Genomic DNA, 25,305 nt, shown 5'->3' with positions numbered 1-25,305 from the left:
GCTGCTAAAGCTTAGATTAAATTTACATTTAGCTTGTGCTCTTTTAAGCTACTTGGTATCTTTGTATTTTCAAGATCTATAAGCTCGCCAACTCTTAAAATATAAAAATCCTGTAAGCTTCTATTTGCAAATTTCTCAAGCTTTTTTGCTAGCGTGTCAAACATATAAAACTCAGCTTCATCGCTAGCTAGCAAAAAGTCAGCTCCACTATCAAAGGCTGCAAAAACTATTTGACTCGCAAGATTTAGGGCAAGTTTTTCATTAGTGTTAATGAGCCCAAATCCACAAGGAAATTTGATATTTAGCTCTATAAAATTTGATTTAAAGCTATTTAAACTTACTGGGATTTTGTCTTTAACGGCTATTTTAAAGTTTTTAAATTTGCTTAGGTTTTGGATGTTGCTAAGTTCGTTTTCTAAAATTTTGGGCTTGTCTACTCCCAAAATTTCTTTAAAAAAATTAATCGCTTTGGTATAAATTTCACTCCCATCAAATATAAAATCATCTAGCTCACAAGCTATTAATAGAGCGTTTTTGCCAGCAATTAGTTTTATGATCTCATCATTTTTTTCTTTTTTGCAAAGATGACTAGCCAAGATAATCGCAGCTACCCCTATAAAATCTGACTCATAGTCTTTTACAAAATCAGCGTAAAAATAAGGCTTTAGACTCGCATAAAATTCTCTATCCATTTTTCCACAAAACTTAGCAAATGGCTTAAATTTATCCCAAAAATCATCATCATTGATCTTTAGATCCAAAATAGCCCTTTGCTCGCTAAGAGGGGTTATTTTAAGTTCATCTCCAAATTTTTCATATAATTTTATAAGTGGCTTAGTAGTACTTGTGACCATGCCATTTACCTTTACAAAGCCGTCCACTGGGTGAAAATATGGATCTATTTTTTTTATGTGAGTGAAGAGCTCATTTAAATTTGCAAAGTCTGAAATTTCTAAAAAATATGGTTTAAAATATGCCAAAACATCTTTTTTTGGATCAAATCTAAAAATTTCTACTTTTTGCATTTATCTCCTTTTTTAGGCTTATTTTATCCTAAATTTAAAAGGAGTTTCATTATAATGGCTCAATGGATAAAGAAAATTTTACGATCAAATGCTTTAGCAACTCCTATATCGGCGATGACGCAGCTGTGCTTGGCAAGCATGTCTTTAGCAAGGATATTTTTGCCCAAAACTCGCACTTTAGGCTTGATTGGTTAAGTCTTGAGGAGATCGGCTATAAGGCTATGATCGTAAATTTTTCAGATACGATTGTGATGAACGCTAGACCAAAATTTGCACTTCTTGGACTTAGCTTGCCAAGAAATTTCACACCGCAACAAATCAAAGAGCTAAGTAGCGGTATAAATAGAGCGTGCGAGGAGTTTGGCGTAAAGATTATTGGTGGAGATACGATAAGTAGTGCGCTTTTAAATATTAGTGTAAGTGTGGTCGGCGAGCTAAATGGCAGGGCTGTGATTAGAAAAAATGCTAGATTTGGCGATTTGGTTGCCTTTACAGGCAAGCTTGGCGGTAGTCAAAAAGGGCTAAACTCACTTCTTAGGCTTGGCCAAATTTCAAAAAACTCACGATTTAAAAAGCCTATCTTAAGAGATAAATTTTTTTACGAAGCAGCTCATCTTATAAACTCTGCTATGGACATCTCAGATGGACTAAATGCCGATCTTGTTAAGCTTTTAAAAGCTAGCAAAAAGGGCGCTAAATTTACAAAAAAACTAAGCAGATCTGAGCTTAGCAGCGGCGAGGAGTACGAGGTTTTATTTACCTTTAATCCTAAAAATTTAAATGCTATTAAAAGGATTGCCGCAAAAACTAGGACAAAGATCAATATTTTTGCAAAAATTTCACACAAAAGGTTAAGACAAAATGCAAGAAGCCACCACTTTTAAGCCACTTTACGCACTCACTCATGCGCCTATCGAGGCCTACTTTTCTAAAAATTCAGATGATTTTGTCGTACGCGAGATACCACTTTATGAATTTAGTGGCGACGGCGAGCACTTGATCGTTGAAATTTCTAAAAAAGATATGACGGCAAGCGATGCTTTGCATGTTCTTAGTGAAGTTACAGGGGCTAAAATGCGCGACTTTGGATATGCTGGACTAAAGGACAAGCAAGGCATGACGACGCAGTTTATCTCGATGCCACGCAAATTTGAGAGCGCGCTTGCAAGCTTTAGCCACGAAAAGATGAAAATTTTAAGCCTTAACGTGCATAAAAATAAGCTTCGAATAGGACATTTAAAGGGAAATAGTTTTTTTATTCGTCTAAAAAAAGTGCTACCAAATAATGCCAAAAAGCTAGAGCAAGCATTTATTAGTATTGATAAAATGGGCTATGCAAACTACTTTGGCTACCAGCGTTTTGGTAAATTTGGGGACAATGCTGAAACTGGGCTTGAGCTACTTAAAAATGGAACGATAAACGGCAAAAAGAGTAAAAATCCAAAGCTAAACGACTTTTTGATCTCGGCATATCAAAGCGATCTTTTTAACCGCTGGCTTAGCAAACGCGTGGAGATTTCTAGGTTTGCACAGGATTTTAGCCTAGGCGAGCTATCTCAAATTTATCCATATCTTGACAGCGCGATTTTGAAAAATTTAAAATCACAAAAGAGATTTTTTAAGCTGATAGAGGGCGAAGTTTTGGGACACTACCCTCACGGCAAGTGCTTTTTATGCGAGGATTTGGACGCGGAGGGCCCGCGCTTTGATGCTAGGGATATCACTAGCTGTGGGCTAATCGTGGGCACGAAGGCGTACGAGGCGCAGAGCGCGGCGAAGGTAGTAGAGGATCAAATTTTCGCGCAGGCAAATGAATATAAAGCTAAAATGACGGGATCTAGGCGCTTTGCGTGGTGCTATTTGGAGGATGCAAGCTACAAATACAACGAGGAAAAGGCGCACTTTACGATGAATTTTACACTACAAAAAGGAAGCTACGCAACCGTGGTGCTGGAAGAAATCTTGCACAAAAATATCTTTGATTAAGATAGCTATTTTTGTTTACACATATACCTAGAAACATTTAAATCATGAAAGGCTTTAAAAATGGAAAATATTTTTCTTTGTTCTTATTTTGCAGAGGTTGCAAGCAAGATCAATGAATTGGTAAAATTTAGTAGCAAGAAAGTTGCTTTTATCGACACGGCAGCAAAATTTGAAGAGGTGAAATTTTACGTAGATGAAGCGGTAGAAATTTTGGAAAAATTTGGTGCAAAACTGACTCGTGTTGACCTTTCTTGCACTCAAAATTTGGCTGCACAAATTTCTGAATGCGACGAGTTTTTTGTTGCAAATGATATTTTGACTACCATCAATGAGTGCGATATCATTTATATAAGCGGTGGAAATACATTTTATCTTCTTAGTGAGTTACGAAAGTCGCATGTTGTACAAACCATCAAAGATGCAGTTCAAATAGGGAAAATTTATATCGGCGAGTCAGCAGGTGCGATCGTAGCGGCACCAGATACGAGATATGCTACGCTTATGGATGAAAATAGCGTAAATATGAGCGATTTTACAGGATTAAATTTGGTGGATTTTTTCATAGTACCACATTTTGGTTGTGAGCCTTTTGTGGAGGCTACGCACGAGATAATAAAGAAATTTGGGGACTTATACGATTTACGACCTATAAATAATGCTGAATTTATTTCACTTTGAGATAAAAATTTATGCGATCTTTGATAAAACATACGCCAAATATTTACTCAAAGCATTTTCCCTACAGAATCGCTTTTTGTCTGCAAATTTGCCTTATAAATAAAAGACGTAAAGTTTTAAAATCTAAGGCTTTTTAAGGCTAGAAATTTAAGCCAAAACCGCTATAATTTTATCCTGGCACGGTAAGCGGTCGCTTTTGCACCACGCAAAAGAGGAAAGTCCGAGCTGCGATAAGACAAGGTTCCATCTAACGGATGGCTAGGGAAACCTAAGGGATAGTGTAACAGAAAGTAAACTTCCGTTTCGGCGGTAAAGGTGAAACGGTGGGGTAAGAGCCCACCGGCACGCTTGGTAACTTGCGTGGCCATATAAACCCAACCTGCAGCAAGAAGGGATGGTTTTGGTCTTATATTAAAACCCTTCGCTAGAGTTTGTTTGTAAAAGCAAGCGTAGATAAATGATCGCTCAAGACAGAACTCGGCTTAACGCCGTGCCTTTAAATTTATAAAAATTGATTAGTTTGTTACGTATTTTTGAGCTTTTTGTAGTTTTATAAGCTCATTTTGAATATGTGAAGACTTGCTTTTTAAAAGCTCTATTGCTCCGCCGATTAATGCTTGTGCTTCTTGTACTGAAGCTAGGCTCGTAAACATATCCTCACTAAAATTTTGTGATAAAGCAGCTATCTTGCTTGTGTCTTCGTTTATCAATGCTAACTTAAATTCATTGATCCAACTATTCACCTGATGTTACCTCTCTCCATGCTTCAGATAGTTGTTTTACGACATTGGTTACTTCATTCAAAGCTGCGATATCATTTTGTATATTTGCCATAGCAAGAAGCTGCATCTGTCTTGTATAAAGTCCGCTAAGATAGTGAGCTACATCGCCTTGAGAATAATCAAGCGAATTTAAAAGCTCAACAAAAATAGCGTTTGTTCTATTTATATAATAAACTTTTTTCTCTATATCTCCAGCTTCTATTGCTTTTTTGGTACGAAATATAAATTTTAAAATTCCGTCATAAAGCATCTCTATTAATTTAGTTGGGGACTCGATGCCCCCAAAACTAGACTGTGCGTATGCACTATATGCACTTTGATTCATCTTTCTCTCTTACTTCTTGCTATTTATTTCCGCGTCGATCATTGATTTTAGTGTTGAGAACTGATTTTCTAAACTCGCGATGATAGCGTTGTACTTGATAAAACGCTCTTGCATTGTTGTGTATTTCTCATCTAAAAGCTTTTGTGTGCTCTCTTTGTTTTTTGTGATCGACTCGTTTTCGTCTTTTAACTGATTTTGCATAGCAACCATCGTGCCACTTTTGCCAACGACACCATCAAGCATTGTTGCTAGCTTTGTAAATAGCCCATCTGTTTTTTTAGTTACTGAATTTACAGTGGCTTCGCTCATACCTAGTGCTGTTAAAGCTGGAGCTTTGCCTTTTACTTCGATATTTTCACCATCACTTCTTTTTAAAATGATCCTTTTGCCGCTTTGATCAAGGCTAGCTGTCACTCCGTTGATACCAGCATCATTTATAGCTTGTTGAAGTTTTAGCGCATTTTCTTCGGCTGAGGCACCAGCAGTCGTTGAGAAAATAACCGACTTGCCATTTATAGTGAGATCACCAGCTTTTATGTCTAGTGCTCCAGCGCTAACAGTCGATGCTCCCATATAGCTTATTGGCTCGATCTTGCTTGATCCCATGAAAAATTTCTGAATCTCTTCAGGATCTTTGCTAAGTGCTGCGTTAAATTTATTTAGATCAAGTTGAAGCTGACCATCTTTGTCAGGCACTATGCCATATTTACTTAATGCTTTACCTTCGCTGTCTTGTCCATTTATAAGGCGGCTGACACTTGATCTAAGGCTTGAAATTTCACTAACGCCTTGAAATGTTCCAGCGCCTTTCTCTTCGTCGTAGCTTGTAGCGATGCCAAGGTTCATTGTCATTAGGTTGTAGTCTTTTATAAATTCTTCAACTGCTTTTATGACTTCTTCTGTATTTTGAGAGACGCTTACGTTTGTTTTGCCAGTCTCATTTAGTGTAATAGAAATTCCTGGTCTTAGATCATTAAATGTATTTTTATCCCTTTTTACATTTACACCATTATAAGTAAATTCAGCATCTTGTGCTTTTAAGATTCTATTTTTTTCAAAATTTGATGTCATCTTTGGTGTGCCATCAGAATTTGTTAGTGGAGTGCCATTTTCATCTGTATCTTGAAACTGTGTACTATCCCAGCCAAGCTTATCTAAAACACCAGCGGTATCATTTGAAAATTTAATAGTCTGCGTTGCACCAGTGTTGCCTGATTGAAGCATGATTTGATTTGGTTTATCTCCGCCAACATTTAAAATTCTAGCTTGTAGCTTGCCGCCACTTACGTCATTTATTTTATCAACGATATCTTGATATGTGGTAGATCTTGTTACGCCAATAGAAAATTTTTGTCCATCAATCTCGACATCAAATGATCCAGTACTTGTCGCGCCTACCAAGCTTGAAGCATTTTTAAAATTTTTGCTTTGAAATGTATCTTTTTGAGCAAGCTTTTGTACGTCTATGGTAAAGTTTTGCACGCTAACGCCATTTGCTGCAGAGGCTGTGACACTCTTGCCAGCGTTATTTGTATTTCGCTTTAAGTACAAAGCCTCGCCACCAAGTGTCTTGCCACTTACATTTACGTTGCTAACAAGAGTTTTTAGGGCCGCAAGGTCTTTTTGCTTTAGATCGTTTTTCTCTAGCCTTGAAGTTAGTGGCTTGATCTGTCCTGCTTCATCAGCATCTTTTAATTTTTTGATAAGTTCGTCATTTAGGCCGCCATTTTTTGTACCTAAGCCCAAATTTGTTATATTACCTACTGCCATTATTAACTCTCCTTGTCAAAAAGTATTCCTATGCTTTCTTTGAAATACTCACTTATTCTTATAGCCTCTTTGCTTGGAAGCTGTGTTATCTCTTCGCCAGTTTTGGCATCTTTTACCTGTACGACCATTAAATTTAATTTTTCGTTATAAGCAAATCTAACATTAGTATCAAGCTGTTGCATTTGATAGTTTAGCTTGTCAGTGACCTCTCTTGTTCTTCTCGCAAGATCTTCGTTGCTAAGTCCATCTAGCTCGTTCATATCTTTTGATTCGTTGTTTTTATCAGCATTTAATTTTATATCAGAATGCTCGATAGGTCTGCTATCTATTTGACGCTGAGCCGATGTACTCATGCTTGTGTCTAGTACTTGATTTGCTGCTGCCTTGAAAATTTCCATAGTTTTACTCCTTAAAACTTACGCTAGCTTCTACATCGGTAAAATTTTAAAATCCTTTAGTATTTATATAAATTTTTGATTATTTAGGCTAAAATCGAGCAAAATTTATAGGAAGAGATATGAAGATTTCATTTGAATGTGAGTGTATTTTACTTCAAAAAACACTACTGCTTTTTTGTGGAAATTTGGCTGCTCATCATAAGGACTGTGATTTTATAGTGAGCGATCGCGAAATAGCAACAAAAAAACCGCTATTTATAATAGGAAAGAATGCTCATCTTTCTCATCCTTTCACCAAGGCGACACTTCTTGATACGCTTGAAGAATTTTACTCAGCTATGCAAATTTCAAAAGCAAATGAGCTTAATGAAGCTAAAAACGAAATAAACGTAGAAGAAAAAATTTCGCTTTTAATAGATAAATTTAAAGCTGATCTTCTTGAAATTTTAAGGGCAAACCAGTGAAGCTATACACTAAAATCTCAAGTGGAAAGTTTAAAGGCAAAAGACTTGAGTTACCAAGCTTAAGTACGACAAGAATTACAAAAAGTATCGTAAAAGAGTCATTTTTTAACGTCATTAGAGATGAAATTTATACTCTTACATTTATAGAGGGCTTTGGTGGAAGCGGCGTAATGGCTAGTGAGGCTGTTAGCAACGGAGCGCATGAAGCGATAGCTATCGAAAAGGATAGGGCTGCTTTTAAGATCACACAGAGTAATCTTGCCAGCCTTGAAGCCGCAAATTTAAAAGCAATAAATGGGGACACTTTCGCCATTTTGCCCGATCTTGTAAATTCTCAAAATGGCAAGGTCTTGCTATATCTGGATCCGCCATTTGACATAAGAGCTGGCTTTGATGATATCTACATCAAGCTTGTAAATTTAATCTCGCAGCTAAAAAAAGAAAAAATTTATATGATAGTTTTTGAGCACAACAGCGACTTTAAATTTAGTGATGAAATTTCTACTTACAAGCTCGTAAAATTTAAAAAATTTGGAGCTACTTCGCTCTCTTATTTTCAATAAATTTTTTATAGTAAATTTGGAACGTCTTTTGCTTTAAAAACCTAAAATAGCTAAATTTTAGGAAAAAATATGAAAAAATTTTTATCTTTTGTGGCAGCTTCAGTGATGGCTACTTCAGCCTTTGCTACGCAGATAAAAGATCTTGCAAATATCGTTGGCGTAAGAGATAACCAGCTAATAGGCTACGGCTTAGTTGTCGGACTAAATGGTACAGGCGATGGCTCAACGTCAAAATTTACGATCCAGTCTCTATCAAACATGCTTCAGGGTGTAAACGTAAAGATAAATCCAGATGATATCAAGTCTAAAAATGCAGCTGCTGTTATGGTTACGGCAAAGCTTCCAGCATTTGCAAGGCATGGCGACAAGCTTGATGTGGTGATCTCATCTATCGGTGATGCAAAAAGTTTGCAAGGCGGTACACTTCTCATGACACCATTAAAAGGCGTTGATGGCGATATTTATGCTTTGGCTCAGGGTGCTTTAAGCATCGGTGGTAAAAGCATGGGTAGGTCAGGTGGTAACCACCCAACCGTTGGCTCTATCCTAAATGGAGCTTTAGTTGAGCGAGAAGTGACTTATGATATTTACAACCAAGACACTATAAGACTAAGCCTAAAAGATACAAATTTTAAAATCGCTCTTGATATCCAAAATGCCATAAATGCAAACATCTCCGATGATGCTGCAAAAGCGATTGATCCAAGAACGGTTATCGTTAAAAAGCCAGATGATGTTAGCATTATCGAGCTTGCAAGTGCTGTGCTTGATCTTGATGTAGAGTACAAGCCAGATGAAAAGATAGTGGTTGACGAAAGAACCGGCACAATAGTAAGTGGTATAAATGCTGTTGTTAGCCCAGTTGTATTAACTCACGGTGCAATTACAATAAAAATAGAGCCAAATAGCTATGATGAAGCAGCGCAAAATGATGTAAACATAGGAAGTGATACGTCTGTCGCACCTAGTCAGAATTTACTCAAAATTTCAGGCGAAAAAACAACTGTTGCAAATGTAACAAGAGCTTTAAACAAGCTTGGAGCAACACCAAGTGACATCATCTCGATACTTGAAAATTTAAAGCGAGTTGGTGCGATACAAGTTGATCTGGAGATAATATAATGCAAATAGACAACACATTAGCACTAAATTCATACAATGAAATTTCAGCAAATAAGATAAAAAATGCAAATGCCAAACAAGACGAGCTTTTAAAAGAGCAAACCGATGCCTTTGAAGCATATATGGTAAAAGCAGTGCTTGACATAGCTTTAAAAGAAGATGAGCACAACTCGCTATATCCAAAGGCTGCTGGTAGCGACATATATAGATCAATGTATAACGATGCAATGAGTAAAGCACTGAGCGGAAATCTTGGTTTTTCAGAACTTTTGTACGATTTTTTAAAGAGAGACTCTTAAGTAAATTTATATTCTGCCGATGTAGTGATATAAACATTTTATTTTAAGAGGTATGAATATGATAACACCTTTGAACCAAAGACCAAATTTCCAGGCAAACACGCTAAATAAAAATGGCGATACCAAGGTCGAAACTCAGAGTAAAGAAGTAAGAACAAACGAAAACGCAAAGCTAAAAGAGATAGCTGATGCCATAGCAAATGGCACTTATCAGGTTGATATCTCAAAAACGGCTAGGGCTGTGGCTGATGCGTTGCTGTAATTAAGGAATCTAAATGATAAAGAAGCTTTTGGACGAGGCTATAGGCGAGCTTGATGAGCTCATAAATTTAACTATACAAGATATCGCAAATATAAAAGAAGCTAAACACTCAAGTGTTGATGAGAGTGTAAAGAAAAAAAATGCCTTAGTTCGTGCATTTGAAGATACAAAAAGAGCATTAGATAAAGAGCTTTTAAAGGTATCAAAAGATAGCGGTACGACTACACTCGCGAGTGTTTTGGACGACGAAGTGAAGTCAAAGCTTGTAATTATGCGTTCAAAGCTTGAAAATTTACATAAAGTTAATAAAGAATATGCAAGACATGTTGTTGCCGTTAAAGAATTTTTTGACTCACTTAATAAAAAAATTTTTGGCACTAAAATAAACGAATACGGACAAGACGGCAACAATACAGATAATAATTTTTATAAATCAAGGGTTTAAAAAATGGCTAATATCTTTATGTCATTAGGCACCGGCGTTTCAGGGCTAAATGCAGCTCAAATTCAAATAAGCACGACCGGAAATAACATTACAAACGCTGATAGCAACTACTACACAAGACAACGTGTTGTCCAGTCTGCTTCTCCAGCGATGAATACAGTCCCTGGTGGTGTTGGCACGGGCACACAAGTAGATACTATCACAAGACTTCACGATGAGTTTGCCTACTCAAGACTAAAATACTCGTCATCAAATTTAGAAAACACTGCCTATAAACAAAGAATTTTACAAGAAGCTACAAAGTATTTTCCTGATCTAAAAGATAATGGTATGGTAAAGGATATTCAGGAGTATTTTGCTGCATGGAACAACTTCGCTTCAAATCCAAACGAAGGTGCCCAAAAGGTAAATTTGATAAATAAAGCAAGTGTATTAACTGCAAGTATCAACCGCTCATCAAAGATGCTTTATTCGATGCATGAAGAGATTGATGAGACTATAAAAATAAATATCAATGAGATAAATTCGCTTGGTAGACAAATAGCAAATATAAATAAACAAATTCAAAGAGTAGAGTCAGGTGCTGACGCTGGTATAAAAATAAATGCAAACGATCTTCGTGATAAACGTGATGAATTAGAACTTGCTATGTCAAAGCTAGTAAATACAGCCGTTTACAAAAGTGATCTAAAAAGCGACTCTAGAATAGACACAGGAATAACCGATCAAGGCAGATACTATAATCTAAATATCGGCGGTGTTAGTATTGTCGATGGTGTAAATTTTCATGAAATTTCTATGAGCTCAACTGAAAGCGGAAAATATACAAAAATTTATTATGAGAGAGAAGACGGTAGAAGAATCCCAATGGAAGATAAGATCACAAACGGCAAAATAGGAGCTGCACTTGATCTTAGAGGACGAAATTATGAGCCAGATAATGATAAATTTAGCGACGGAATAATCCAAAAATATATAGACAACCTAAATACATTTAGCAAAACTTTAATCACAAGCACAAACAATGTCTATGCTGAGTCTGCGGTAGAGATCTCAAATTCTGATCCGATAAGCTATCTTGAAGATGATAAAACGCTTATGAATCATAATAATAGTATAAGAAATGGAAGTTTTGAGGCTATTGTTTACGATAATAAAGGCAATGTGGTGGCCAAAAAAACTATTCAGGTAAATGGCACGACAACTATGAATGATACGAGATATGGAAACTCTATCGTCAAAGACTTTAACTCAAATTCAGACGACAACAACGATAACAATATGTTAAATGATGTTGATGACTTTTTTGAGGCATCATACTTTTATGATAAAAATACAAAGCAGGGTACTTTTGCACTCATACCAAAGCAAGCTCAAGGCCTTTATAGTATCTCGATAGTAGATCACGGCACAAATTTCCCAGGAGCTGTTGGTATAAATAGATTTTTCTCAGGTACTGACTCAAATAGCATCGGTGTAAATCAAAATTTTGTCCAGGATCACACAAAGCTTAGAGCTTACTCAAAGCCAGTTGTTGGCAATAATGAAGTAGCAAACAAAATGCTTCAGCTTCAATATCAAAAGCAGACATTTTATTCAAGCGGTGTCGCACTTGATAGGGATGAGACTATAGAGGGCTATTACCGCTATTTCACGACCGACATGGCGAGCGATACTGAGGCAAATAATACAATCCACGACACAAATACATCTTTACAAAAGACGGCTGAGGCAGAATTTCAGTCAACAAGTGGCGTAGATACCAACGAAGAGCTTACAAATTTGATCCGTTTTCAAGCTAGCTACGGCGCAGCCGCCAAGATCATCACGACAGTTGATCAGATGCTAGATACTCTTCTTGCACTAAAACAATGAGCGATCTAAAAAACCTTTTAGACTCGCACGTACTTAGCAAAAATACAAATCTGGGGCTATTTGAGGCCCCAGATCCACTTCAGGTAGCGACTAAATTTAAAGAGCCAAATATAGCACTCATTTGCGCGTTATTTGCCTATGGCAACGCAAAGATGATAGTAAAATTTCTAAATTCGCTTGACTTTAGCTTACTTGATGAGAGCGAGCAAAACATCAAGAAAAAATTAGCAAATTTTAAATACCGCTTTCAAAATGAAAACGACGTGCGAGAAATTTTTATCACGCTCTCACGTTTTAAGAAAGAGGGAGGTATAGAGGAAAATTTACGTCGTGGTTTTACTAAAAATGGCGAGATGATAGATGGCATAAATGAGCTTATTAAATTTATATATGGATTAAATTCTTACCGCTCAGATGGATATGAGTTTTTCTTTGGTAAGAGCTTTGACAAAGAGCCACAAAGCCCATATAAGCGTTACAACATGTATCTTCGCTGGATGGTAAGAGATAGTGACATCGACCTTGGACTATTTAGAAATTTGCCAAAAGATAAGCTTTTGATGCCACTTGATGTGCATACTCACAGGGTTTCGTTAAATTTAGGGTTAATTAGTAGAAAAAGCTACGACTTTAAAGCAGTTATGGAGCTTACAAGAAAGCTTAGAGAATTTGACGAGCTGGACCCGATAAAATACGACTTTGCACTTTATAGAATAGGGCAGAGTAAAGAGCTAGAAACTATCATAAAAAATCTCAAAAAATAAAAATTATTGCTAAATTTTTAAATTTAGGGTAGACTTTCCATACAATTTTATCCATAAGGAGCTTGTATGAAAAAAATAGTTTTACTAAGTGCTGTTCTAGGAACGCTACTTTTTGCTCACGAAGGTCATCAGCACGATGGTCATCATTTTAATGCAAAAGCTGGCGAGCATCTTGTTATCCCAGTTAATGAGCTAAGCCAAAATGGTGATAAGAGTGTTGGTGAAGTAGTTGCTGTTAAGACACACTACGGTGTTGCGTTTTTTCCTAATTTAAAAGGTCTTACAGCAGGACTACATGGTTTTCATATTCATGAAAATGCAGACTGTGGTGCGACTGAAAAAGGTCTTGGTATGAAAGCAGGCGGTCACTGGGATCCAGCTGGCACAAAAATGCACTCATTTGCATGGGACGACAATGGACATAAAGGCGATTTACCAGCGCTTTATGTAGATGCCGAGGGCAATGCAAACTATCCAGTTTTAGCTCCAAAGATCAAAAATCTTGACGAGCTAAAAGGTCACTCACTAATGGTTCACGTTGGTGGCGACAACCACAGCGATACTCCAAAGGCACTTGGCGGTGGTGGTGCTAGAATGCTTTGCGGCGTTATTAAGTAATTTTTTAACACTCAAAAAGTCTTTAAATTTATATGTTTAAAGGCTTTTTCAATTTTTACACTTCAAAATCAAAATTTACTCTCATTTCTAAGATAAAATTTTAAAAATTTAAACTAGAATTCGCTTCTAACTTAAATTTTTAAAAGAGTAAAAATGGAATTTGACCTACTTAGCTACGCAGTCTTTTTTGTGGCTGCATTTTTGGGCGGTTTTATCGATGCGATCGCAGGAGGAGGCGGACTTATCACTTTGCCCGCAATCATGGCTATGGGCGTTCCTCCACACCTCGCACTTGGTACAAACAAGCTTCAAGGTGTATTTGGTAGTTTTACGGCAACGCTAAATTTTACAAAAAAGGGGCTAATTAACTACAAAGAATGCTTTATCGGTATAGTTTTTACGTTTATCGGAGCTGCCATCGGAGCAACACTCATCTTGTTTTTGGATGCAACTTTTTTAAAGATTATTATTCCATTTTTACTAACAGCTATATTTTTCTACACACTTTTTATGCCAAAGATCGGCGAAAACGATAGGGCCGCAAAGATAAATGAAAAATTATTTTATGTGATATTTGGCTTAATATTGGGTTTTTATGATGGCTTTTTTGGGCCAGGAGCAGGATCGTTTTGGATGTTTGCGATCGTAGCTTTGATAGGACTAAATTTAAAAAAAGCGGTCGCTCATACAAAGGTTTTAAATTTTACCAGTAACATCGTAGCTCTTGGCGTTTTTATAGCTGATGGGCAGATACTTTGGATGGTCGGCTTTTTGATGGCTGCTGGACAAATTCTAGGAGCCTATTTTGGATCAAATTTGGTCATTAAAAAAGAGGTAAAATTTATTAGAACGATGTTTTTAATGGTTGTTGCAATGACTATTTGTAAACTACTTTTTGACTATTTCAAAGCTTAAAATTAAAAATGTTTTAACAATAATTTTGTTACAATCACGCAAAATTCTAAATCTAAGGTAAATAAATGAAAGATTTGTTTTTGTTTTCAAATTTTCTAAACAACTCTCACGCCTTTGTCTATGCGTTTCACTTTTTGCTTGTAGCTTTGATTGTTGTCATTGTTGCTTATATTGCGAGGAGCAAAATGCAGCTTGTGCCAAGAGGCCTTCAAAATATAGTTGAGGCTTATTTGGAAGGAGTTGTCTCTATGGGAAGAGACACTTTGGGTAGTGAAAAGCTAGCTAGAAAATACCTTCCACTTGTTGCAACTATCGGTTTTATCGTATTTTTCTCAAACGTTGTAGGTATTATTCCTGGATTTGAGTCACCGAGTTCAAGCTTAAATTTGACACTAGTTTTAGCCTTGGTTGTATTCTTTTATTATAACTTTGAAGGTATTAGAGAAAATGGCTTTTTTAAATATTTTGGACATTTTATGGGACCAAATAAATTCTTGGCTCCAATTATGTTTCCAGTTGAAGTCATCTCACATCTTTCACGTGTAGTTTCGCTCTCATTTCGTCTTTTTGGTAATATCAAAGGCGACGATTTATTCTTGCTAGCGATGCTTACACTTGCACCTTGGTTTGCTCCGCTTCCAGCTTTTGCACTTCTAACGCTTATGGCTGTTTTGCAAACATTTATTTTTATGATGTTAACTTATGTTTATCTAGCTGGTGCTGTTGCTATTAGCGAGCATGAGCATTAAAATTTAAGCCATATTTTTATATGGCTTTTTCTTTTTTAAAAACCCTTAAATTTATAAATAAATTTCTTCTATTTTAAAACCCAAATCCTTGTTTTTAGATATTTTAAAAGAAAGTATCGCTAAAATACGCCTTAAAAATTTGTATAAATTTAAAGGTAAAAATATGTTTGAAGTTGTTATCGGTTTAGAAGTTCATACTCAGCTTAATACAAAAACTAAAATTTTCTGCTCTTGCTCTACTAGCTTTGGTGACGAAGCTAACACTCATGTTTGTCCGACCTGCCTAGCTCTGCCTGGAGCGCTACCTGTGCTAAACAAAGAAGCTGTTAAAAAGGCGATAAGTTTTGGTACGGCGATAAACGCTAAAATAAACAAAAAGTCAGTATTTAATAGAAAAAACTATTTTTACCCAGATCTTCCAAAAGCCTATCAAATTTCACAGTTTGAAATCCCTATCGTTGAAGGTGGCGAGCTTATTATAGATGTAAATGGCACTAAAAAACGCATCGGTGTAACCAGAGCCCACCTTGAAGAGGACGCTGGAAAGAACATCCATGAAGAAACCGAGAGTTTGGTTGATCTAAATAGAGCCGGTACGCCACTTCTTGAGATAGTTAGCGAGCCAGATCTTAGAAGTAGTGATGAAGCGGTGGCTTATCTTAAAAAACTACACTCGATCCTTCGCTTTTTAAATATAAGTGATGCGAATATGCAAGAGGGCAGCTTTCGCTGTGATGCAAACGTCTCTATCCGTCCAAAAGGCGACACTAAACTTTATACAAGAGTTGAGATAAAAAACCTAAACTCATTTAAATTTATCCAAAAAGCGATCGACTACGAAGTAGAGCGTCAAAGTGCAGCTTGGGAAGATGGTAAATACGACGAAGAGGTCTATCAAGAGACGAGGCTGTTTGATACGACAAATTTGGTGACAAGATCTATGCGTGGCAAAGAGGATAGCGCGGAGTATAGGTACTTTCCTGATCCAGACTTGCTGCCAGTTGAGATCCCAGAAGAGATGTATAATGAAGCGATAAAAATTCCAGAGCTTGCCGAGCAAAAAGTGGCAAGATATGTAAGCGAGCTTGGTGTTAAAGAGAGTGATGCACTAAATTTAACTCAAAGCGTTGAAATGGCTAGATATTTTGAAGAGCTGATCGCCGCTGGAATTGCTCCAAAGCTTGCTACTACGTGGCTTATAGTCGAGCTTCTTGGTCGCTTAAATAACGGCGTAACGATCGAGACAAGTCCAGTTGATAGTACTAAAATGATAAATTTACTAAAACGCATAGAGGATGGCACGATAAGCGGCAAGGCTGCAAAAGAGGTTCTGGATTACCTAATGGAAAATGATGCGGACGTTGATAATGTCATCGAAAAGCTTGGCTTAAAACAAGTGAGTGACGACTCAGCGATCATAGCGATCATAGATCAAATTTTGGCTGCAAATACTGACAAAGTTGAAGAGTATAAAAACGGTAAAGAGAAGATGTTTGGTTTCTTTGTCGGTCAGGTGATGAAAGAGGGCAAGGGTGCCTTTAACCCAGGCAAGGTCAATGAGCTTTTAAAGGCTAAAATAGGCTAAAATAGGCTAAAAAGGGCTAAAAAGGGCTAAAATGAGCATAGCAGTCATCGGAGCTGGCAAGTGGGGCAGTGCGCTATTTCACGCATTTAGTGAAAATAACAAGTGCGTCATCAGCTCAAGAACGCCAAGAGAGATGCTAAATTTTGTAAGCTTAGAAGAGGCTCTGGAATGCGAATATCTAGTCTGCACGATCCCAACGCAAGCTACAAATTTATGGCTAAAGCAAAACTACAAAAACAAAGGTCAAAAGATCCTAGTTGCTAGCAAGGGTATAGACACGGCAAATCTTAAATTTTTAAATGAAATTTATGAGGATTTTGTGGATAGAGAAAATTTAGCCTTTCTCTCAGGACCGACATTTGCAAAAGAGATCATGCAAAAGTTGCCTTGTGCTTTGGTTGTAAATTCTAAAAATGAAAATTTGGCTTTAAAATTTGCTTCATTTTTTCCAAGCTATATGAAAGCCTATACCTCTGATGATGTGATCGGAGCTGAAGTATGTGGGGCGTATAAAAACGTGATCGCCATAGCTGGTGGTATCTGCGACGGACTTGGTCTTGGCAATAACGCAAGGGCGAGCCTCATTTCGCGCGGGCTTGTCGAGATGGCTAGGTTTGGCAAATTTTTTGGCGCAAAAGATGAGACTTTTATGGGGCTTAGCGGTGCGGGTGACCTTTTTTTGACCGCCTCATCGATACTTTCTCGCAACTACCGCGTGGGTCTTGGCATCGCAAGACACGAGAGGCTAGAGAAAATTTTAAATGAGCTTGGCGAAGTGGCCGAGGGCGTGGATACTGCAAGAGCCATTAGCAAGATCGCTAAAGAGAGGGGTATATATGTGCCGATTGCCAGTGAGGTTGAAAATATGCTAAATGGCAAAGATGTTTTTGAAAGCGTTAAATCGCTTTTGGGAAGAAGATGAGAGCTTTAAAATTTATACTTTTTGTGGCCATTTTTGCTCTGGAGCTAAGCGGTGCAGAAGTTAGCCTAAGAGCTAAGGTCTCGCAGATGATAATGGTCGGCTTTAACGGAGCTGGTACAAAAGACGCTGCGTTTCGCGCGATGTTAAGCGACGCTGGATATGAGAGATTCGGCGGTGTGATGCTGCTTGGCAGAAACATCACCAACAAGGCCCAGCTAAAATCTAGTATAAAAGCGATCAAAGAAAAAAATCCTAAAATTTTCATCGCCATCGACGAAGAGGGCGGCAATGTAAGCCGTATGAAGGATAAAAGCTTTGACGGCCCGTATCCTAGCGCATACGAGGTCGCAAGCACGCTTGATATCAAAAGCGCTTATGATCTCTACTTAAAAATGGCTATAAATTTAAAAGAGTGTGGCATAAATCTAAATTTTGCGCCAGTAGTCGATCTACACGATGAAAACTCGCCGATCATCGCCGCTAAGCAAAGGGCGTTTAGTGAGTACGCAAGCAAGGTGGTGATCTACGCTGATGCCTTTATGGACGCATTTAAAGAGCAGGGCGTGATAACTACGATCAAGCACTTTCCAGGGCACGGCAGCTCAAAAGAGGATTCGCATAAAAATAAGAGCGAGGTCACGCTAAGCAAAGATGCGCTGCTACCATACAAAGACGCTATAAGTACCGGTAGAGCGCAGATCATCATGGTCGGGCACCTTTTTGTAAAGGGCATCGACGAGGACAATCCAGCCACACTTTCTAAAAAAATAATAACTGATCTGCTTCGCAATGAGCTTAAATTTAATGGCGTAGTTATCAGCGATGATATGCTGATGAAAGGCGTTGGCGACGAAGCTTTGGCGCAAAAGGTGGTGAAATTTATAAATGCCGGAGGCGATATCTTACTTTTTAGTGAGTTTAAGATAAATAACCAAAGAACGGCTGATCTAGTCACTCAGATCATAGTCGATGCCGTAAATGAGAAAAAGATCAGCAAAGAGCGAATCGATGCTTCATACAAGAGGATAATGGCCCTAAAAGCGAAGCTTTAAACCTGGCTTGTGGCTAAAATTTAGCTTGATAACAAAATAGTTTATGCTAGTAAATTTTCAATAAGTTTATCGTTTTCGGAGTCGTTTTCTAGATCAAAGTATAAAATTTCAAGTTGCATATCTTTTTCATATTTAAATTTCATAGACTCTTGTTCTATGCCGTCTATCTTTGGGTAAATGAGATAAAGCTCGCCACACTCGTATTTTTTGCCGTAGGCATAGAGCTGATATAGGTCGGCTTGTGAGATTTTATACTTTTTCTCGCTTTCATTAATATCTTGCCTGATGATTTTCCACTTTGTGTCGGCTATAAATTTGCCTTCTAAGAATATATCTGGTTTTAACTTAAATTCTCTTGGTTTTTCAATAAGATATTTTTCCTGGTGTTGCAATATGGTGCCGGGAAGCTTTTTCTTAATAAAATTTCCAACATAGCTTTCAAAAAGCGCGTTCATATCAAAAAGCAATGCAAGGGCCAAGTCGTCGCCCTTGTGCGGAGTAAAAGAGTTTCCCAAAAGAAAGATCTTGCACCATAAAAGCGTTTGTTCGTAGTGTCTTACTTGGCGGTTTATAGTGTAGTTTGTAAAGAAATTTTTATAATCGTTACACATAGAAACTTCATCAAATATGAATAAAAGCTCACGTATTTTTTGCTGATTTTTGCTGGAATTTGACTTTTTGTATAGAAATTTAAGCGTTGTTTTTATGATCTGGTTTATCTTTATATCGCTTAAGAATTCGCTGTATTCTACATAAAATCGCTCTTTGTGGATGCTATTTCTTTTGATCTTCTCGTTTATATTTAGCTTTCCTTTTAGAAACTTTAGGTTATTTTCTAGCGTTATGTAGTCGCTTTTTATTCCCTTTTTTACAAGAGTTTCAAGCTCACACAAAAACATAGAGATGAAAATTTCCAAAAGCGGTAAATTTTGGGTTTTTAAACTGGCTAAATTTGAGCTTTTAAATGGGAAATTTTTTAGCATCCTTAGCATTTTTATAAAAACTACTTTTGATTTTTCGGCGTCGTTTTTGTCTGCTATTTTTGGCAAAATCTCTATCGTTAAGCCACTTTTTGTCTGCAAGACGCCGACATAGTTCCTCGCCTGTATAAATTTCCCGCCACTTCCGCTTGCTATCCTTAAAAACGGCGCATTTTCATCGCTATTTTTAAGGATAAAATTTTCTATATCAGCAAAGTCTTTTTTGCTTATACTGTGCTGATATATACGCTCAAACTCAGTAATCGTTAGCTGGCTTTGCTTCATCTTTAATTTACTTGGCTATAAATTTTTATGTAACTTTGCGGATCGTTAAAGGCTTCGTGATTTATCTCATATAAGACTTTATCATCTATATCATCTATTTTTCCTCCAAATAGTTTTTCTGTGTCCATACTGCTCTTGACTTTAATAAACTGCAAATCCTCATTTTTTTGACTATCGCCCAAAACTAGCCTTATTTTCTCCCAGTCGTCGTAAAAATACTCTTGTAGTAGCGGTAAAATTTTGTTTTTAAAGACATTTGCAAGTGTTTCCATGTCTGACACATTTATAAAATAAGCATGCCCTATCTTATGATCTCTGTCGTAAAGATACTCTATACGTTCGTTTATCGTTTTTAGCATTTGTCCAATATCTATGCCGGCAACTTCTTTTAGATTATTGTATTCTGGCATCATCTCCACAAACTCAAACCTTCTTCTAAGTGCCGTATCCATAAGGGCTATGCTTCGATCTGCTGTATTCATCGTGCCTATTATGCATAAATTTGACGGCACTCCAAATTTCTCTTTTGAGTATGGTAGCTCTACTATTATCTCGTCATCCGCACCTAGTCTTTTTGATGGCTCTATGAGCGTTATTAGCTCGCCAAAAATTTTGGATATATTTCCGCGGTTGATCTCGTCGATAAAGATGGCATATTTTGGAGTGCTGTCATTAAAAAACTTTTGTCGCTCCTCTTTTGGCAAATCGCAAAAATCACTAAGCTTGCCTTTGTATCCACTAAGAAGCAGGGCATTTTCGCAGCACTGATAAAAAATTCCTTTTGATATCTCATAAGTTATATCGCCATCTTCATTTTCGCTATCAAATACAGGCTTTATGCCCTCAACAAATTCCTCATATCCATAGCTTTGGTGAAATGTTATAAATTTTATTTGTCCACTTCGTATATATCCATCAAATTTCTTTTTTAGATCATTTTTGTTTTCGCTTATATCAACTTTTCTTTCTTCTATTATCTCGATAGCTTTTGTCACTGTACTGTATGTCTTTCCAGTTCCTGGAGGGCCATATAAGATTTGATTAAGTGGATAAGTTGATTTTTTGTCATCATCGGTCATTTTATATCCTTCACTATCACTATTGTTTTGTTGATTGTTTTCTGTATTTTTATAAAATTTCTCATACGTTAGATGATATACATTTGTTAGTGTATTAAGTAAGCTTGTGTAGTCAAGAGTTGTAAAAGTATCTACATTCTCTATAGCAAAAAATATATTTTTTTCAAATTCAAATTCAAATTTATCAAGCTTAAAACCATCAACATGTATCTTTTTGCATTCTGACTCCAAGAAGTTATATATTTCATTTTTTAGTTTTTTTTCTGCGTCGCTCAGTTTTGTATCGATTAGTCCTATGGATACATAAAAATTGCTAGGTTTTGCTAAAACGGCAAAATAAATAACTAAATGAGATTCATTTTTAAAGGGCTTATATCTATTCCATATATATTCTGAAATATTTCCACTATTTTGCCACATCCCATGATCTACAGTCTCAAATCCACTAAATATATCTTCAGAAAAAGTTATTAAATTTTCACGAAAATTACTTAACTTATCACGTGTTATTTTTTCGTTTTTGCTGTATTTTGTACCTTGTTTGTATCTATTTATAAAATACTTAAATCCATCCAAAATTTCATTTTTTAAACTATCGCTTATCATGCTTCTATCCTTAGTTTTTTTATTTTATAGCTTCAGACCTTTTAAGTATCTTTTCACAACTCATCAAATTCTCTTTTGAATTCGTCTCTTAAACTCTCGGCCTTGTTTTCGCCGTCTTTGAAATTTACCCTTACAAACCCATCAAGCTCGTCCAAGATCGCAAAGAGCTCGCTCTCCCAGTTTGCATTTTCTTGTTTTGCTAAAGTCTCTATCTTTTCTCTTGTTTGCTCAAGCTCGTTTAGTGCCTTGTCTTTATCACTTGCATCATTTAGTGCATCTTCAAATAAAATATCCTGTCTTAAGCCATTTATCTTTTTTAGGATAATGCCGCAAAATTTAGGATATTTTTCACTGTTGCTTAAGCTCTCTAAGGCTTCTTGTGCTGCTTTTTGGTAGGCTGGTACTGCTCCTTCTTCATCTAGCTTTTTGGTGAGTTTTTGTATCTGAAAATATAAGATGAGTGCTGCAAAAAATGCCAAAAGCAAGTAGATTGTTATGTTATTCATTTTTATTCCTTTTTGTAAATTTATTTATACTGATTATCGCAAGTGCAAGCCAAATAAGGCAAAATGAGACAATCTTGTAGCCGTCTAATGTTTCGCCAAAAATAAAGACTGCACAAAGGATCGCAATGGTTGGCGAGATGTATTGTAAGTAGCCGATAGTAGTTAAATTTATTCTCGTAGCAGCCGCATTAAAAGAGATAAGTGGCACAATGGTAACGATGCTTGAAGCGATCATTAAAAGGGAGTCGTTGTTTAGTCCAAAGTGACTTTGTGAGTTAAAAACTAGCCATAAAACGTAGCCAAACGCAAATGGAAATATAAAGAGTGTTTCGATGAAAAGTCCGTTAAATGCACTAATCTTTGCTTTTTTCCTAACAACGCCGTAAAGTCCAAAGGATAGTGGCAAAATGATAGAAACTAATGGTAAGCCGCCTTGAAAATAAATTTGTATGCAGACAGCTATCAGCACAATGCAAATGGCTATTATGCCACTTTTACCAAGTCTCTCTTTAAAGACGATAACACCAAGTAGCATGTTTATTAGAGGATTGACAAAGTAGCCAAGGCTAGTATCAAGAATTTTACCATTACCAACTGCATAGACATAAACGCCCCAGTTTATAGTGATAAAAGTGCCGCTTAAAAATAGTGCTTTTAGTGAGCCTAGGTCTTTTAGTAATAAAAAAATTTCACCCATTTTGCCACTAAAACAAAGCATCGCACCCATTAAGAAAAATGACCAAATGATCCTGTGAGCTAAAATTTCATAAGCATCGATCTCTTTGCTAAAAAGATTAAAATAGACCGCCAAAAATCCCCACATAAAAAATGCACTAAGTGCAAAGATGATGCCTTTTTGGTTTTCATTTAGCTTTTGCATTTTTGCTGCTTTTTATGGAATTTATACTGTCGATCATTAAAAGTGCAACCGAAATAGCAAGGCATATCATCAAAAAGTATGAGCTTTGCTCCAGTTTCTCACCTATGGCAAATGAGACAAAAAGCATCATTATTGGCTCAAAATAAGTAAGTAGTCCAAGAACGTTTATAGGCACAAGCGTGCTTGACATTATCTGAGAAATGAGAGCTGCACCGCTGATAATGCCAAGCAAGATAAGTAGATAGTAAATGTTTGGATTTTTACTCACGACAAAGTCCATATCAGCTGTAAGTGCGAAATAAAATGAAAATAAAAACATAAAAATTATCTCAATGACAAAGCTTGAGAAATTTGCAAGATTGTAGTGCTTTCTAAGCACAAAATATATTGGATAAAGGCAAAATACCCCAGCACTCTCCCATGAGATGCCGCCACTGATTATAGCTGTACTAAAGACGCCAAGAGCAGCAAAAAAGATAGAAGCGAGCTTTGTTTTTGAGAGGTGTTCTTTAAAAAATAGTCGTCCGCAAAGAACCATGACTATTGGCATGATGAGGTAGCCGATCGAGACCTTTAGTGCTGCGCCGTTGCTTGGTGCCCAGAGATAAAGCAACATCTGAAATGAGCTTAACAATGATGTGATAAACAAAATCAATAAAATTTTTGGCCTAAGTCTAATTTTTAAAAGCAAAAACTGAAAATTTCTTTGTTGTTTTAGTAAAAAAATAGCTGCGATCACGATAGGCAAAGTAAATATCATGCGGTAACCAAAAAGAGCTTGTGTACTAATTGGATTCATGAGTACTGACATGTAGTATATGCAGTTAAATAACACTGATGCCAAAAGTGAATAAAAAATGCCTTGGATCATTAAAAATTTATGCTCTTTTTCGTCTAAATTTAAACTACTGATTTTATGTAAAATATCTTTAATAGCCCTTTAATAGCTTTTATTTTTTTAAGTTTGCCGTGATATAATCAGCGTTTAATTAAGGCAAAAAAGATAGGAAAATAAATGACTTGGAACCGCGATAGCTGGAGAGAATTTAATATCTTGCAACAGCCAAATTATCCAGATTTGAAAGAACTTAAAGAGGTTGAAGAAAAGTTAAAGGGACTTCCTCCTTTGGTGTTTGCTGGTGAGGCTAGAAGTTTAAAAGAAGAGCTTGCAAAAGTTTGTAACGGTGAGGCATTTTTGCTTCAAGGTGGCGACTGCGCTGAGAGTTTTACAAATTTTAATGCAAACAACATCAGAGATATGTTTAAAGTCCTACTTCAAATGGCGATAGTTTTGACATTTGCAGGTGGCTATCCAGTGGTCAAAGTGGGCCGAGTGGCAGGGCAGTTTGCAAAGCCAAGAAGTAGCGATTATGAAGAGATAAATGGCGCCAAACTTCCAAGTTACAGAGGCGACATCATAAATGGCTTTGAATTTGATGAAAAAGCTAGAGTACCTGATCCTAAACGCATGATAGAAGCCTACTATCAGAGTGCATCGACAATGAACTTATTAAGGGCATTTTCAAGAGGTGGTTTGGCTGATCTTCATCAAGTACATAAATGGAATTTAGGCTTTGTTAAAAAGCCAGAGATAGGCGAACAATACGCAAAGCTAGCTGACGATCTAACTAAAACTCTATCTTTCATGGCAGCTTGCGGTATCACTTCGGCAAACACACCAACGATAAATCAAACTGCAGTTTATACATCTCACGAAGCACTTTTGCTCCCTTATGAAGAAGCGCTAACTAGGGTTGATAGTCTTAGCGGTGAGTGGTATGATTGCTCGGCTCATATGCTTTGGATAGGTGAGAGAACACGTGGTATAAACGACGCTCACGTACATTTTTTAAGTGGCGTGAAAAATCCTATTGGCGTGAAGATCGGACCAAGTGCAAAAGCAGAAGATGTTATCGCACTTGCAAATAAACTAAATCCAGAAAATGAAGCTGGCAGACTAAATGTGATAATTAGAATGGGTGCTGATAAGATCGGTGAAAATTTACCAAAAATTTTAAGAGAACTAAAACGCGAGGGACTAAATATCGTTTATAGCATCGATCCAATGCACGGCAACACAGTCAAGACATCAAATAACTACAAAACTCGAGAATTTGACAAGGTCATAAGCGAAGTTAGAAGCTTTTTTGAAATTCACAAGGCCGAGGGTACAAGAGCTGGCGGCGTGCATCTTGAGATGACAGGTCAAGATGTGACAGAGTGTACTGGTGGGGCATTAAAGCTTACTGAGAGCTCGCTAGAGCAAAGATACGAGACGCAGTGTGACCCAAGACTAAATGCTGATCAGGCGCTTGAGCTTGCATTTTTGATGGCTGATCTGGTTAAGAAGGCTTAAGAAATTTATAAATT

The 25,305-nt window shown here is 36.8% G+C and carries 28 protein-coding genes and 1 other RNA gene; 19 read left to right on the top strand and 10 right to left on the bottom strand.

Annotated elements, in window-relative coordinates; genetic code table 11:
- Positions 1-11: 11 nt before the first annotated feature.
- A complete protein-coding gene (locus ACTTKV_RS00425; RefSeq protein ID WP_442548715.1) occupies positions 12-1,025 on the bottom strand; it encodes an HdrB C-terminal domain-containing protein in 1,014 nt (337 codons plus the stop codon).
- 62 nt (positions 1,026-1,087) lie between these two features.
- Between ACTTKV_RS00425 and ACTTKV_RS00420 the strand changes: the two genes are divergently transcribed.
- From ACTTKV_RS00420 to rnpB, 4 genes are all read left to right on the top strand, one after another.
- Positions 1,088-1,909: a thiamine-phosphate kinase gene (locus ACTTKV_RS00420; protein ID WP_442548714.1), complete on the top strand. Its 822-nt coding sequence runs from the start codon at positions 1,088-1,090 to the stop codon at positions 1,907-1,909.
- On the top strand, positions 1,887-3,011 hold the full coding sequence (truD, locus tag ACTTKV_RS00415) for a tRNA pseudouridine(13) synthase TruD (protein ID WP_442548713.1): 1,125 nt from the start codon (positions 1,887-1,889) through the stop codon (positions 3,009-3,011). Before ACTTKV_RS00420 ends, truD begins: the two co-directional genes overlap by 23 nt.
- Before the next feature lie 60 nt (positions 3,012-3,071).
- The gene (locus ACTTKV_RS00410) at positions 3,072-3,689 is read left to right on the top strand and encodes a Type 1 glutamine amidotransferase-like domain-containing protein (RefSeq protein WP_442548712.1); all 618 of its coding nucleotides are present in this window, start codon (positions 3,072-3,074) and stop codon (positions 3,687-3,689) included.
- A gap of 174 nt (positions 3,690-3,863) precedes the next feature.
- Positions 3,864-4,190: RNase P RNA component class A (gene rnpB, locus ACTTKV_RS00405), an RNA gene on the top strand.
- 14 nt (positions 4,191-4,204) lie between these two features.
- Here rnpB and ACTTKV_RS00400 read toward each other — a convergent pair.
- Genes ACTTKV_RS00400 through ACTTKV_RS00385 form a run of 4 tightly spaced genes read right to left on the bottom strand, consistent with a single transcriptional unit; the run spans position 4,205 to position 6,964 of the window.
- Positions 4,205-4,432, bottom strand: coding sequence for a hypothetical protein (locus ACTTKV_RS00400; RefSeq protein ID WP_442548711.1), 228 nt, complete (start codon positions 4,430-4,432; stop codon positions 4,205-4,207).
- Positions 4,425-4,796: a flagellar export chaperone FliS gene (fliS, locus tag ACTTKV_RS00395; RefSeq protein ID WP_035167483.1), complete on the bottom strand. Its 372-nt coding sequence runs from the start codon at positions 4,794-4,796 to the stop codon at positions 4,425-4,427. Before fliS ends, ACTTKV_RS00400 begins: the two co-directional genes overlap by 8 nt.
- Positions 4,797-4,805: 9 nt before the next feature.
- Positions 4,806-6,566 (bottom strand): flagellar filament capping protein FliD, encoded by a 1,761-nt coding sequence (gene fliD / locus ACTTKV_RS00390; RefSeq protein WP_442548710.1) that lies wholly within the window; start codon positions 6,564-6,566, stop codon positions 4,806-4,808.
- 2 nt (positions 6,567-6,568) lie between these two features.
- The gene (locus ACTTKV_RS00385) at positions 6,569-6,964 is read right to left on the bottom strand and encodes a FlaG family protein (RefSeq protein ID WP_442548709.1); all 396 of its coding nucleotides are present in this window, start codon (positions 6,962-6,964) and stop codon (positions 6,569-6,571) included.
- A 119-nt stretch (positions 6,965-7,083) separates the two neighbouring features.
- Here ACTTKV_RS00385 and ACTTKV_RS00380 point away from each other — a divergent pair, with 119 nt between their 5' ends.
- The 14 genes from ACTTKV_RS00380 to ACTTKV_RS00315 all read left to right on the top strand — a co-directional run bounded on the left by ACTTKV_RS00380 (position 7,084) and on the right by ACTTKV_RS00315 (position 18,599).
- A complete protein-coding gene (locus tag ACTTKV_RS00380; protein WP_442548708.1) occupies positions 7,084-7,428 on the top strand; it encodes a hypothetical protein in 345 nt (114 codons plus the stop codon).
- Entirely contained in the window at positions 7,425-7,991 is a 567-nt protein-coding gene (rsmD, locus tag ACTTKV_RS00375; protein ID WP_442548707.1) for a 16S rRNA (guanine(966)-N(2))-methyltransferase RsmD, read from the top strand. Before ACTTKV_RS00380 ends, rsmD begins: the two co-directional genes overlap by 4 nt.
- 69 nt (positions 7,992-8,060) lie before the next feature.
- Positions 8,061-9,113, top strand: a complete 1,053-nt coding sequence (locus tag ACTTKV_RS00370; protein WP_442548706.1) for a flagellar basal body P-ring protein FlgI — start codon at positions 8,061-8,063, stop codon at positions 9,111-9,113.
- The gene (locus ACTTKV_RS00365; RefSeq protein WP_442548705.1) at positions 9,113-9,412 is read left to right on the top strand and encodes a rod-binding protein; all 300 of its coding nucleotides are present in this window, start codon (positions 9,113-9,115) and stop codon (positions 9,410-9,412) included. Before ACTTKV_RS00370 ends, ACTTKV_RS00365 begins: the two co-directional genes overlap by 1 nt.
- Positions 9,413-9,470: 58 nt before the next feature.
- Complete coding sequence (locus ACTTKV_RS00360; protein WP_442548704.1) at positions 9,471-9,674, top strand: flagellar biosynthesis anti-sigma factor FlgM; 204 nt, start codon at positions 9,471-9,473, stop codon at positions 9,672-9,674.
- A 13-nt stretch (positions 9,675-9,687) separates the two neighbouring features.
- Positions 9,688-10,119: a flagellar export chaperone FlgN gene (flgN, locus tag ACTTKV_RS00355; RefSeq protein WP_442548703.1), complete on the top strand. Its 432-nt coding sequence runs from the start codon at positions 9,688-9,690 to the stop codon at positions 10,117-10,119.
- A 3-nt stretch (positions 10,120-10,122) separates the two neighbouring features.
- Positions 10,123-11,994, top strand: coding sequence for a flagellar hook-associated protein FlgK (gene flgK / locus ACTTKV_RS00350; RefSeq protein ID WP_442548702.1), 1,872 nt, complete (start codon positions 10,123-10,125; stop codon positions 11,992-11,994).
- Positions 11,991-12,758, top strand: a complete 768-nt coding sequence (locus tag ACTTKV_RS00345; protein ID WP_442548701.1) for a TIGR02757 family protein — start codon at positions 11,991-11,993, stop codon at positions 12,756-12,758. The genes flgK and ACTTKV_RS00345 overlap by 4 nt, the downstream gene beginning before the upstream one ends.
- Positions 12,759-12,824: 66 nt before the next feature.
- Positions 12,825-13,376: a superoxide dismutase family protein gene (locus ACTTKV_RS00340; RefSeq protein WP_442548700.1), complete on the top strand. Its 552-nt coding sequence runs from the start codon at positions 12,825-12,827 to the stop codon at positions 13,374-13,376.
- 153 nt (positions 13,377-13,529) lie between these two features.
- Complete coding sequence (locus tag ACTTKV_RS00335; RefSeq protein WP_442548699.1) at positions 13,530-14,291, top strand: TSUP family transporter; 762 nt, start codon at positions 13,530-13,532, stop codon at positions 14,289-14,291.
- A gap of 65 nt (positions 14,292-14,356) precedes the next feature.
- The gene (locus ACTTKV_RS00330; protein WP_442548698.1) at positions 14,357-15,040 is read left to right on the top strand and encodes a F0F1 ATP synthase subunit A; all 684 of its coding nucleotides are present in this window, start codon (positions 14,357-14,359) and stop codon (positions 15,038-15,040) included.
- Between the two features lie 163 nt (positions 15,041-15,203).
- Positions 15,204-16,625, top strand: coding sequence for an Asp-tRNA(Asn)/Glu-tRNA(Gln) amidotransferase subunit GatB (gene gatB, locus ACTTKV_RS00325; RefSeq protein ID WP_442548697.1), 1,422 nt, complete (start codon positions 15,204-15,206; stop codon positions 16,623-16,625).
- A 31-nt stretch (positions 16,626-16,656) separates the two neighbouring features.
- Entirely contained in the window at positions 16,657-17,547 is an 891-nt protein-coding gene (locus tag ACTTKV_RS00320; RefSeq protein WP_442548696.1) for an NAD(P)H-dependent glycerol-3-phosphate dehydrogenase, read from the top strand.
- Positions 17,544-18,599 carry a glycoside hydrolase family 3 N-terminal domain-containing protein gene (locus tag ACTTKV_RS00315; protein ID WP_442548695.1) on the top strand — a complete coding sequence of 352 codons (1,056 nt, stop codon included), beginning with the start codon at positions 17,544-17,546 and terminating at the stop codon, positions 18,597-18,599. The genes ACTTKV_RS00320 and ACTTKV_RS00315 overlap by 4 nt, the downstream gene beginning before the upstream one ends.
- A gap of 41 nt (positions 18,600-18,640) precedes the next feature.
- Here ACTTKV_RS00315 and ACTTKV_RS00310 read toward each other — a convergent pair whose 3' ends face one another.
- From ACTTKV_RS00310 to rarD (ACTTKV_RS00290), 5 genes are read right to left on the bottom strand one after another with little or no spacing between them, the layout of a single operon-like run.
- Positions 18,641-19,864 carry an McrC family protein gene (locus ACTTKV_RS00310; protein WP_442548694.1) on the bottom strand — a complete coding sequence of 408 codons (1,224 nt, stop codon included), beginning with the start codon at positions 19,862-19,864 and terminating at the stop codon, positions 18,641-18,643.
- Between the two features lie 2 nt (positions 19,865-19,866).
- The gene (locus ACTTKV_RS00305) at positions 19,867-21,549 is read right to left on the bottom strand and encodes an McrB family protein (protein ID WP_442548693.1); all 1,683 of its coding nucleotides are present in this window, start codon (positions 21,547-21,549) and stop codon (positions 19,867-19,869) included.
- A 53-nt stretch (positions 21,550-21,602) separates the two neighbouring features.
- Positions 21,603-22,055 carry a hypothetical protein gene (locus ACTTKV_RS00300; RefSeq protein ID WP_442548692.1) on the bottom strand — a complete coding sequence of 151 codons (453 nt, stop codon included), beginning with the start codon at positions 22,053-22,055 and terminating at the stop codon, positions 21,603-21,605.
- On the bottom strand, positions 22,048-22,935 hold the full coding sequence (gene rarD / locus ACTTKV_RS00295) for an EamA family transporter RarD (RefSeq protein ID WP_442548691.1): 888 nt from the start codon (positions 22,933-22,935) through the stop codon (positions 22,048-22,050). The genes ACTTKV_RS00300 and rarD (ACTTKV_RS00295) overlap by 8 nt, the downstream gene beginning before the upstream one ends.
- Entirely contained in the window at positions 22,919-23,806 is an 888-nt protein-coding gene (gene rarD / locus ACTTKV_RS00290; protein WP_442548690.1) for an EamA family transporter RarD, read from the bottom strand. The genes rarD (ACTTKV_RS00295) and rarD (ACTTKV_RS00290) overlap by 17 nt, the downstream gene beginning before the upstream one ends.
- Positions 23,807-23,950: 144 nt before the next feature.
- Here rarD (ACTTKV_RS00290) and ACTTKV_RS00285 point away from each other — a divergent pair, with 144 nt between their 5' ends.
- Positions 23,951-25,291 (top strand): class II 3-deoxy-7-phosphoheptulonate synthase, encoded by a 1,341-nt coding sequence (locus tag ACTTKV_RS00285; protein WP_442548689.1) that lies wholly within the window; start codon positions 23,951-23,953, stop codon positions 25,289-25,291.
- Positions 25,292-25,305 lie beyond the last annotated feature (14 nt).

This window comes from Campylobacter sp., assembly GCF_052169515.1.
GTDB lineage: Bacteria > Campylobacterota > Campylobacteria > Campylobacterales > Campylobacteraceae > Campylobacter_A.
This window is presented reverse-complemented; position numbering and strand designations above follow the sequence as displayed.

Coding starts and splice junctions, on each gene's coding strand:
- rarD (WP_442548691.1), bottom strand. CDS start 22,935: ATGCAAAAGCTAAATGAAAACCAAAAAGGCATCATCTTTGCACTTAGT.
- truD (WP_442548713.1), top strand. CDS start 1,887: ATGCAAGAAGCCACCACTTTTAAGCCACTTTACGCACTCACTCATGCG.
- fliS (WP_035167483.1), bottom strand. CDS start 4,796: ATGAATCAAAGTGCATATAGTGCATACGCACAGTCTAGTTTTGGGGGC.
- gatB (WP_442548697.1), top strand. CDS start 15,204: ATGTTTGAAGTTGTTATCGGTTTAGAAGTTCATACTCAGCTTAATACA.
- ACTTKV_RS00335 (WP_442548699.1), top strand. CDS start 13,530: ATGGAATTTGACCTACTTAGCTACGCAGTCTTTTTTGTGGCTGCATTT.
- ACTTKV_RS00330 (WP_442548698.1), top strand. CDS start 14,357: ATGAAAGATTTGTTTTTGTTTTCAAATTTTCTAAACAACTCTCACGCC.
- ACTTKV_RS00365 (WP_442548705.1), top strand. CDS start 9,113: ATGCAAATAGACAACACATTAGCACTAAATTCATACAATGAAATTTCA.
- ACTTKV_RS00385 (WP_442548709.1), bottom strand. CDS start 6,964: ATGGAAATTTTCAAGGCAGCAGCAAATCAAGTACTAGACACAAGCATG.
- ACTTKV_RS00360 (WP_442548704.1), top strand. CDS start 9,471: ATGATAACACCTTTGAACCAAAGACCAAATTTCCAGGCAAACACGCTA.
- fliD (WP_442548710.1), bottom strand. CDS start 6,566: ATGGCAGTAGGTAATATAACAAATTTGGGCTTAGGTACAAAAAATGGC.
- flgK (WP_442548702.1), top strand. CDS start 10,123: ATGGCTAATATCTTTATGTCATTAGGCACCGGCGTTTCAGGGCTAAAT.
- ACTTKV_RS00425 (WP_442548715.1), bottom strand. CDS start 1,025: ATGCAAAAAGTAGAAATTTTTAGATTTGATCCAAAAAAAGATGTTTTG.
- ACTTKV_RS00300 (WP_442548692.1), bottom strand. CDS start 22,055: ATGAATAACATAACAATCTACTTGCTTTTGGCATTTTTTGCAGCACTC.
- flgN (WP_442548703.1), top strand. CDS start 9,688: ATGATAAAGAAGCTTTTGGACGAGGCTATAGGCGAGCTTGATGAGCTC.
- ACTTKV_RS00310 (WP_442548694.1), bottom strand. CDS start 19,864: ATGAAGCAAAGCCAGCTAACGATTACTGAGTTTGAGCGTATATATCAG.
- ACTTKV_RS00345 (WP_442548701.1), top strand. CDS start 11,991: ATGAGCGATCTAAAAAACCTTTTAGACTCGCACGTACTTAGCAAAAAT.
- ACTTKV_RS00305 (WP_442548693.1), bottom strand. CDS start 21,549: ATGATAAGCGATAGTTTAAAAAATGAAATTTTGGATGGATTTAAGTAT.
- ACTTKV_RS00380 (WP_442548708.1), top strand. CDS start 7,084: ATGAAGATTTCATTTGAATGTGAGTGTATTTTACTTCAAAAAACACTA.
- ACTTKV_RS00315 (WP_442548695.1), top strand. CDS start 17,544: ATGAGAGCTTTAAAATTTATACTTTTTGTGGCCATTTTTGCTCTGGAG.
- ACTTKV_RS00340 (WP_442548700.1), top strand. CDS start 12,825: ATGAAAAAAATAGTTTTACTAAGTGCTGTTCTAGGAACGCTACTTTTT.
- ACTTKV_RS00320 (WP_442548696.1), top strand. CDS start 16,657: ATGAGCATAGCAGTCATCGGAGCTGGCAAGTGGGGCAGTGCGCTATTT.
- ACTTKV_RS00370 (WP_442548706.1), top strand. CDS start 8,061: ATGAAAAAATTTTTATCTTTTGTGGCAGCTTCAGTGATGGCTACTTCA.
- ACTTKV_RS00420 (WP_442548714.1), top strand. CDS start 1,088: ATGGATAAAGAAAATTTTACGATCAAATGCTTTAGCAACTCCTATATC.
- ACTTKV_RS00285 (WP_442548689.1), top strand. CDS start 23,951: ATGACTTGGAACCGCGATAGCTGGAGAGAATTTAATATCTTGCAACAG.
- rarD (WP_442548690.1), bottom strand. CDS start 23,806: ATGATCCAAGGCATTTTTTATTCACTTTTGGCATCAGTGTTATTTAAC.
- ACTTKV_RS00410 (WP_442548712.1), top strand. CDS start 3,072: ATGGAAAATATTTTTCTTTGTTCTTATTTTGCAGAGGTTGCAAGCAAG.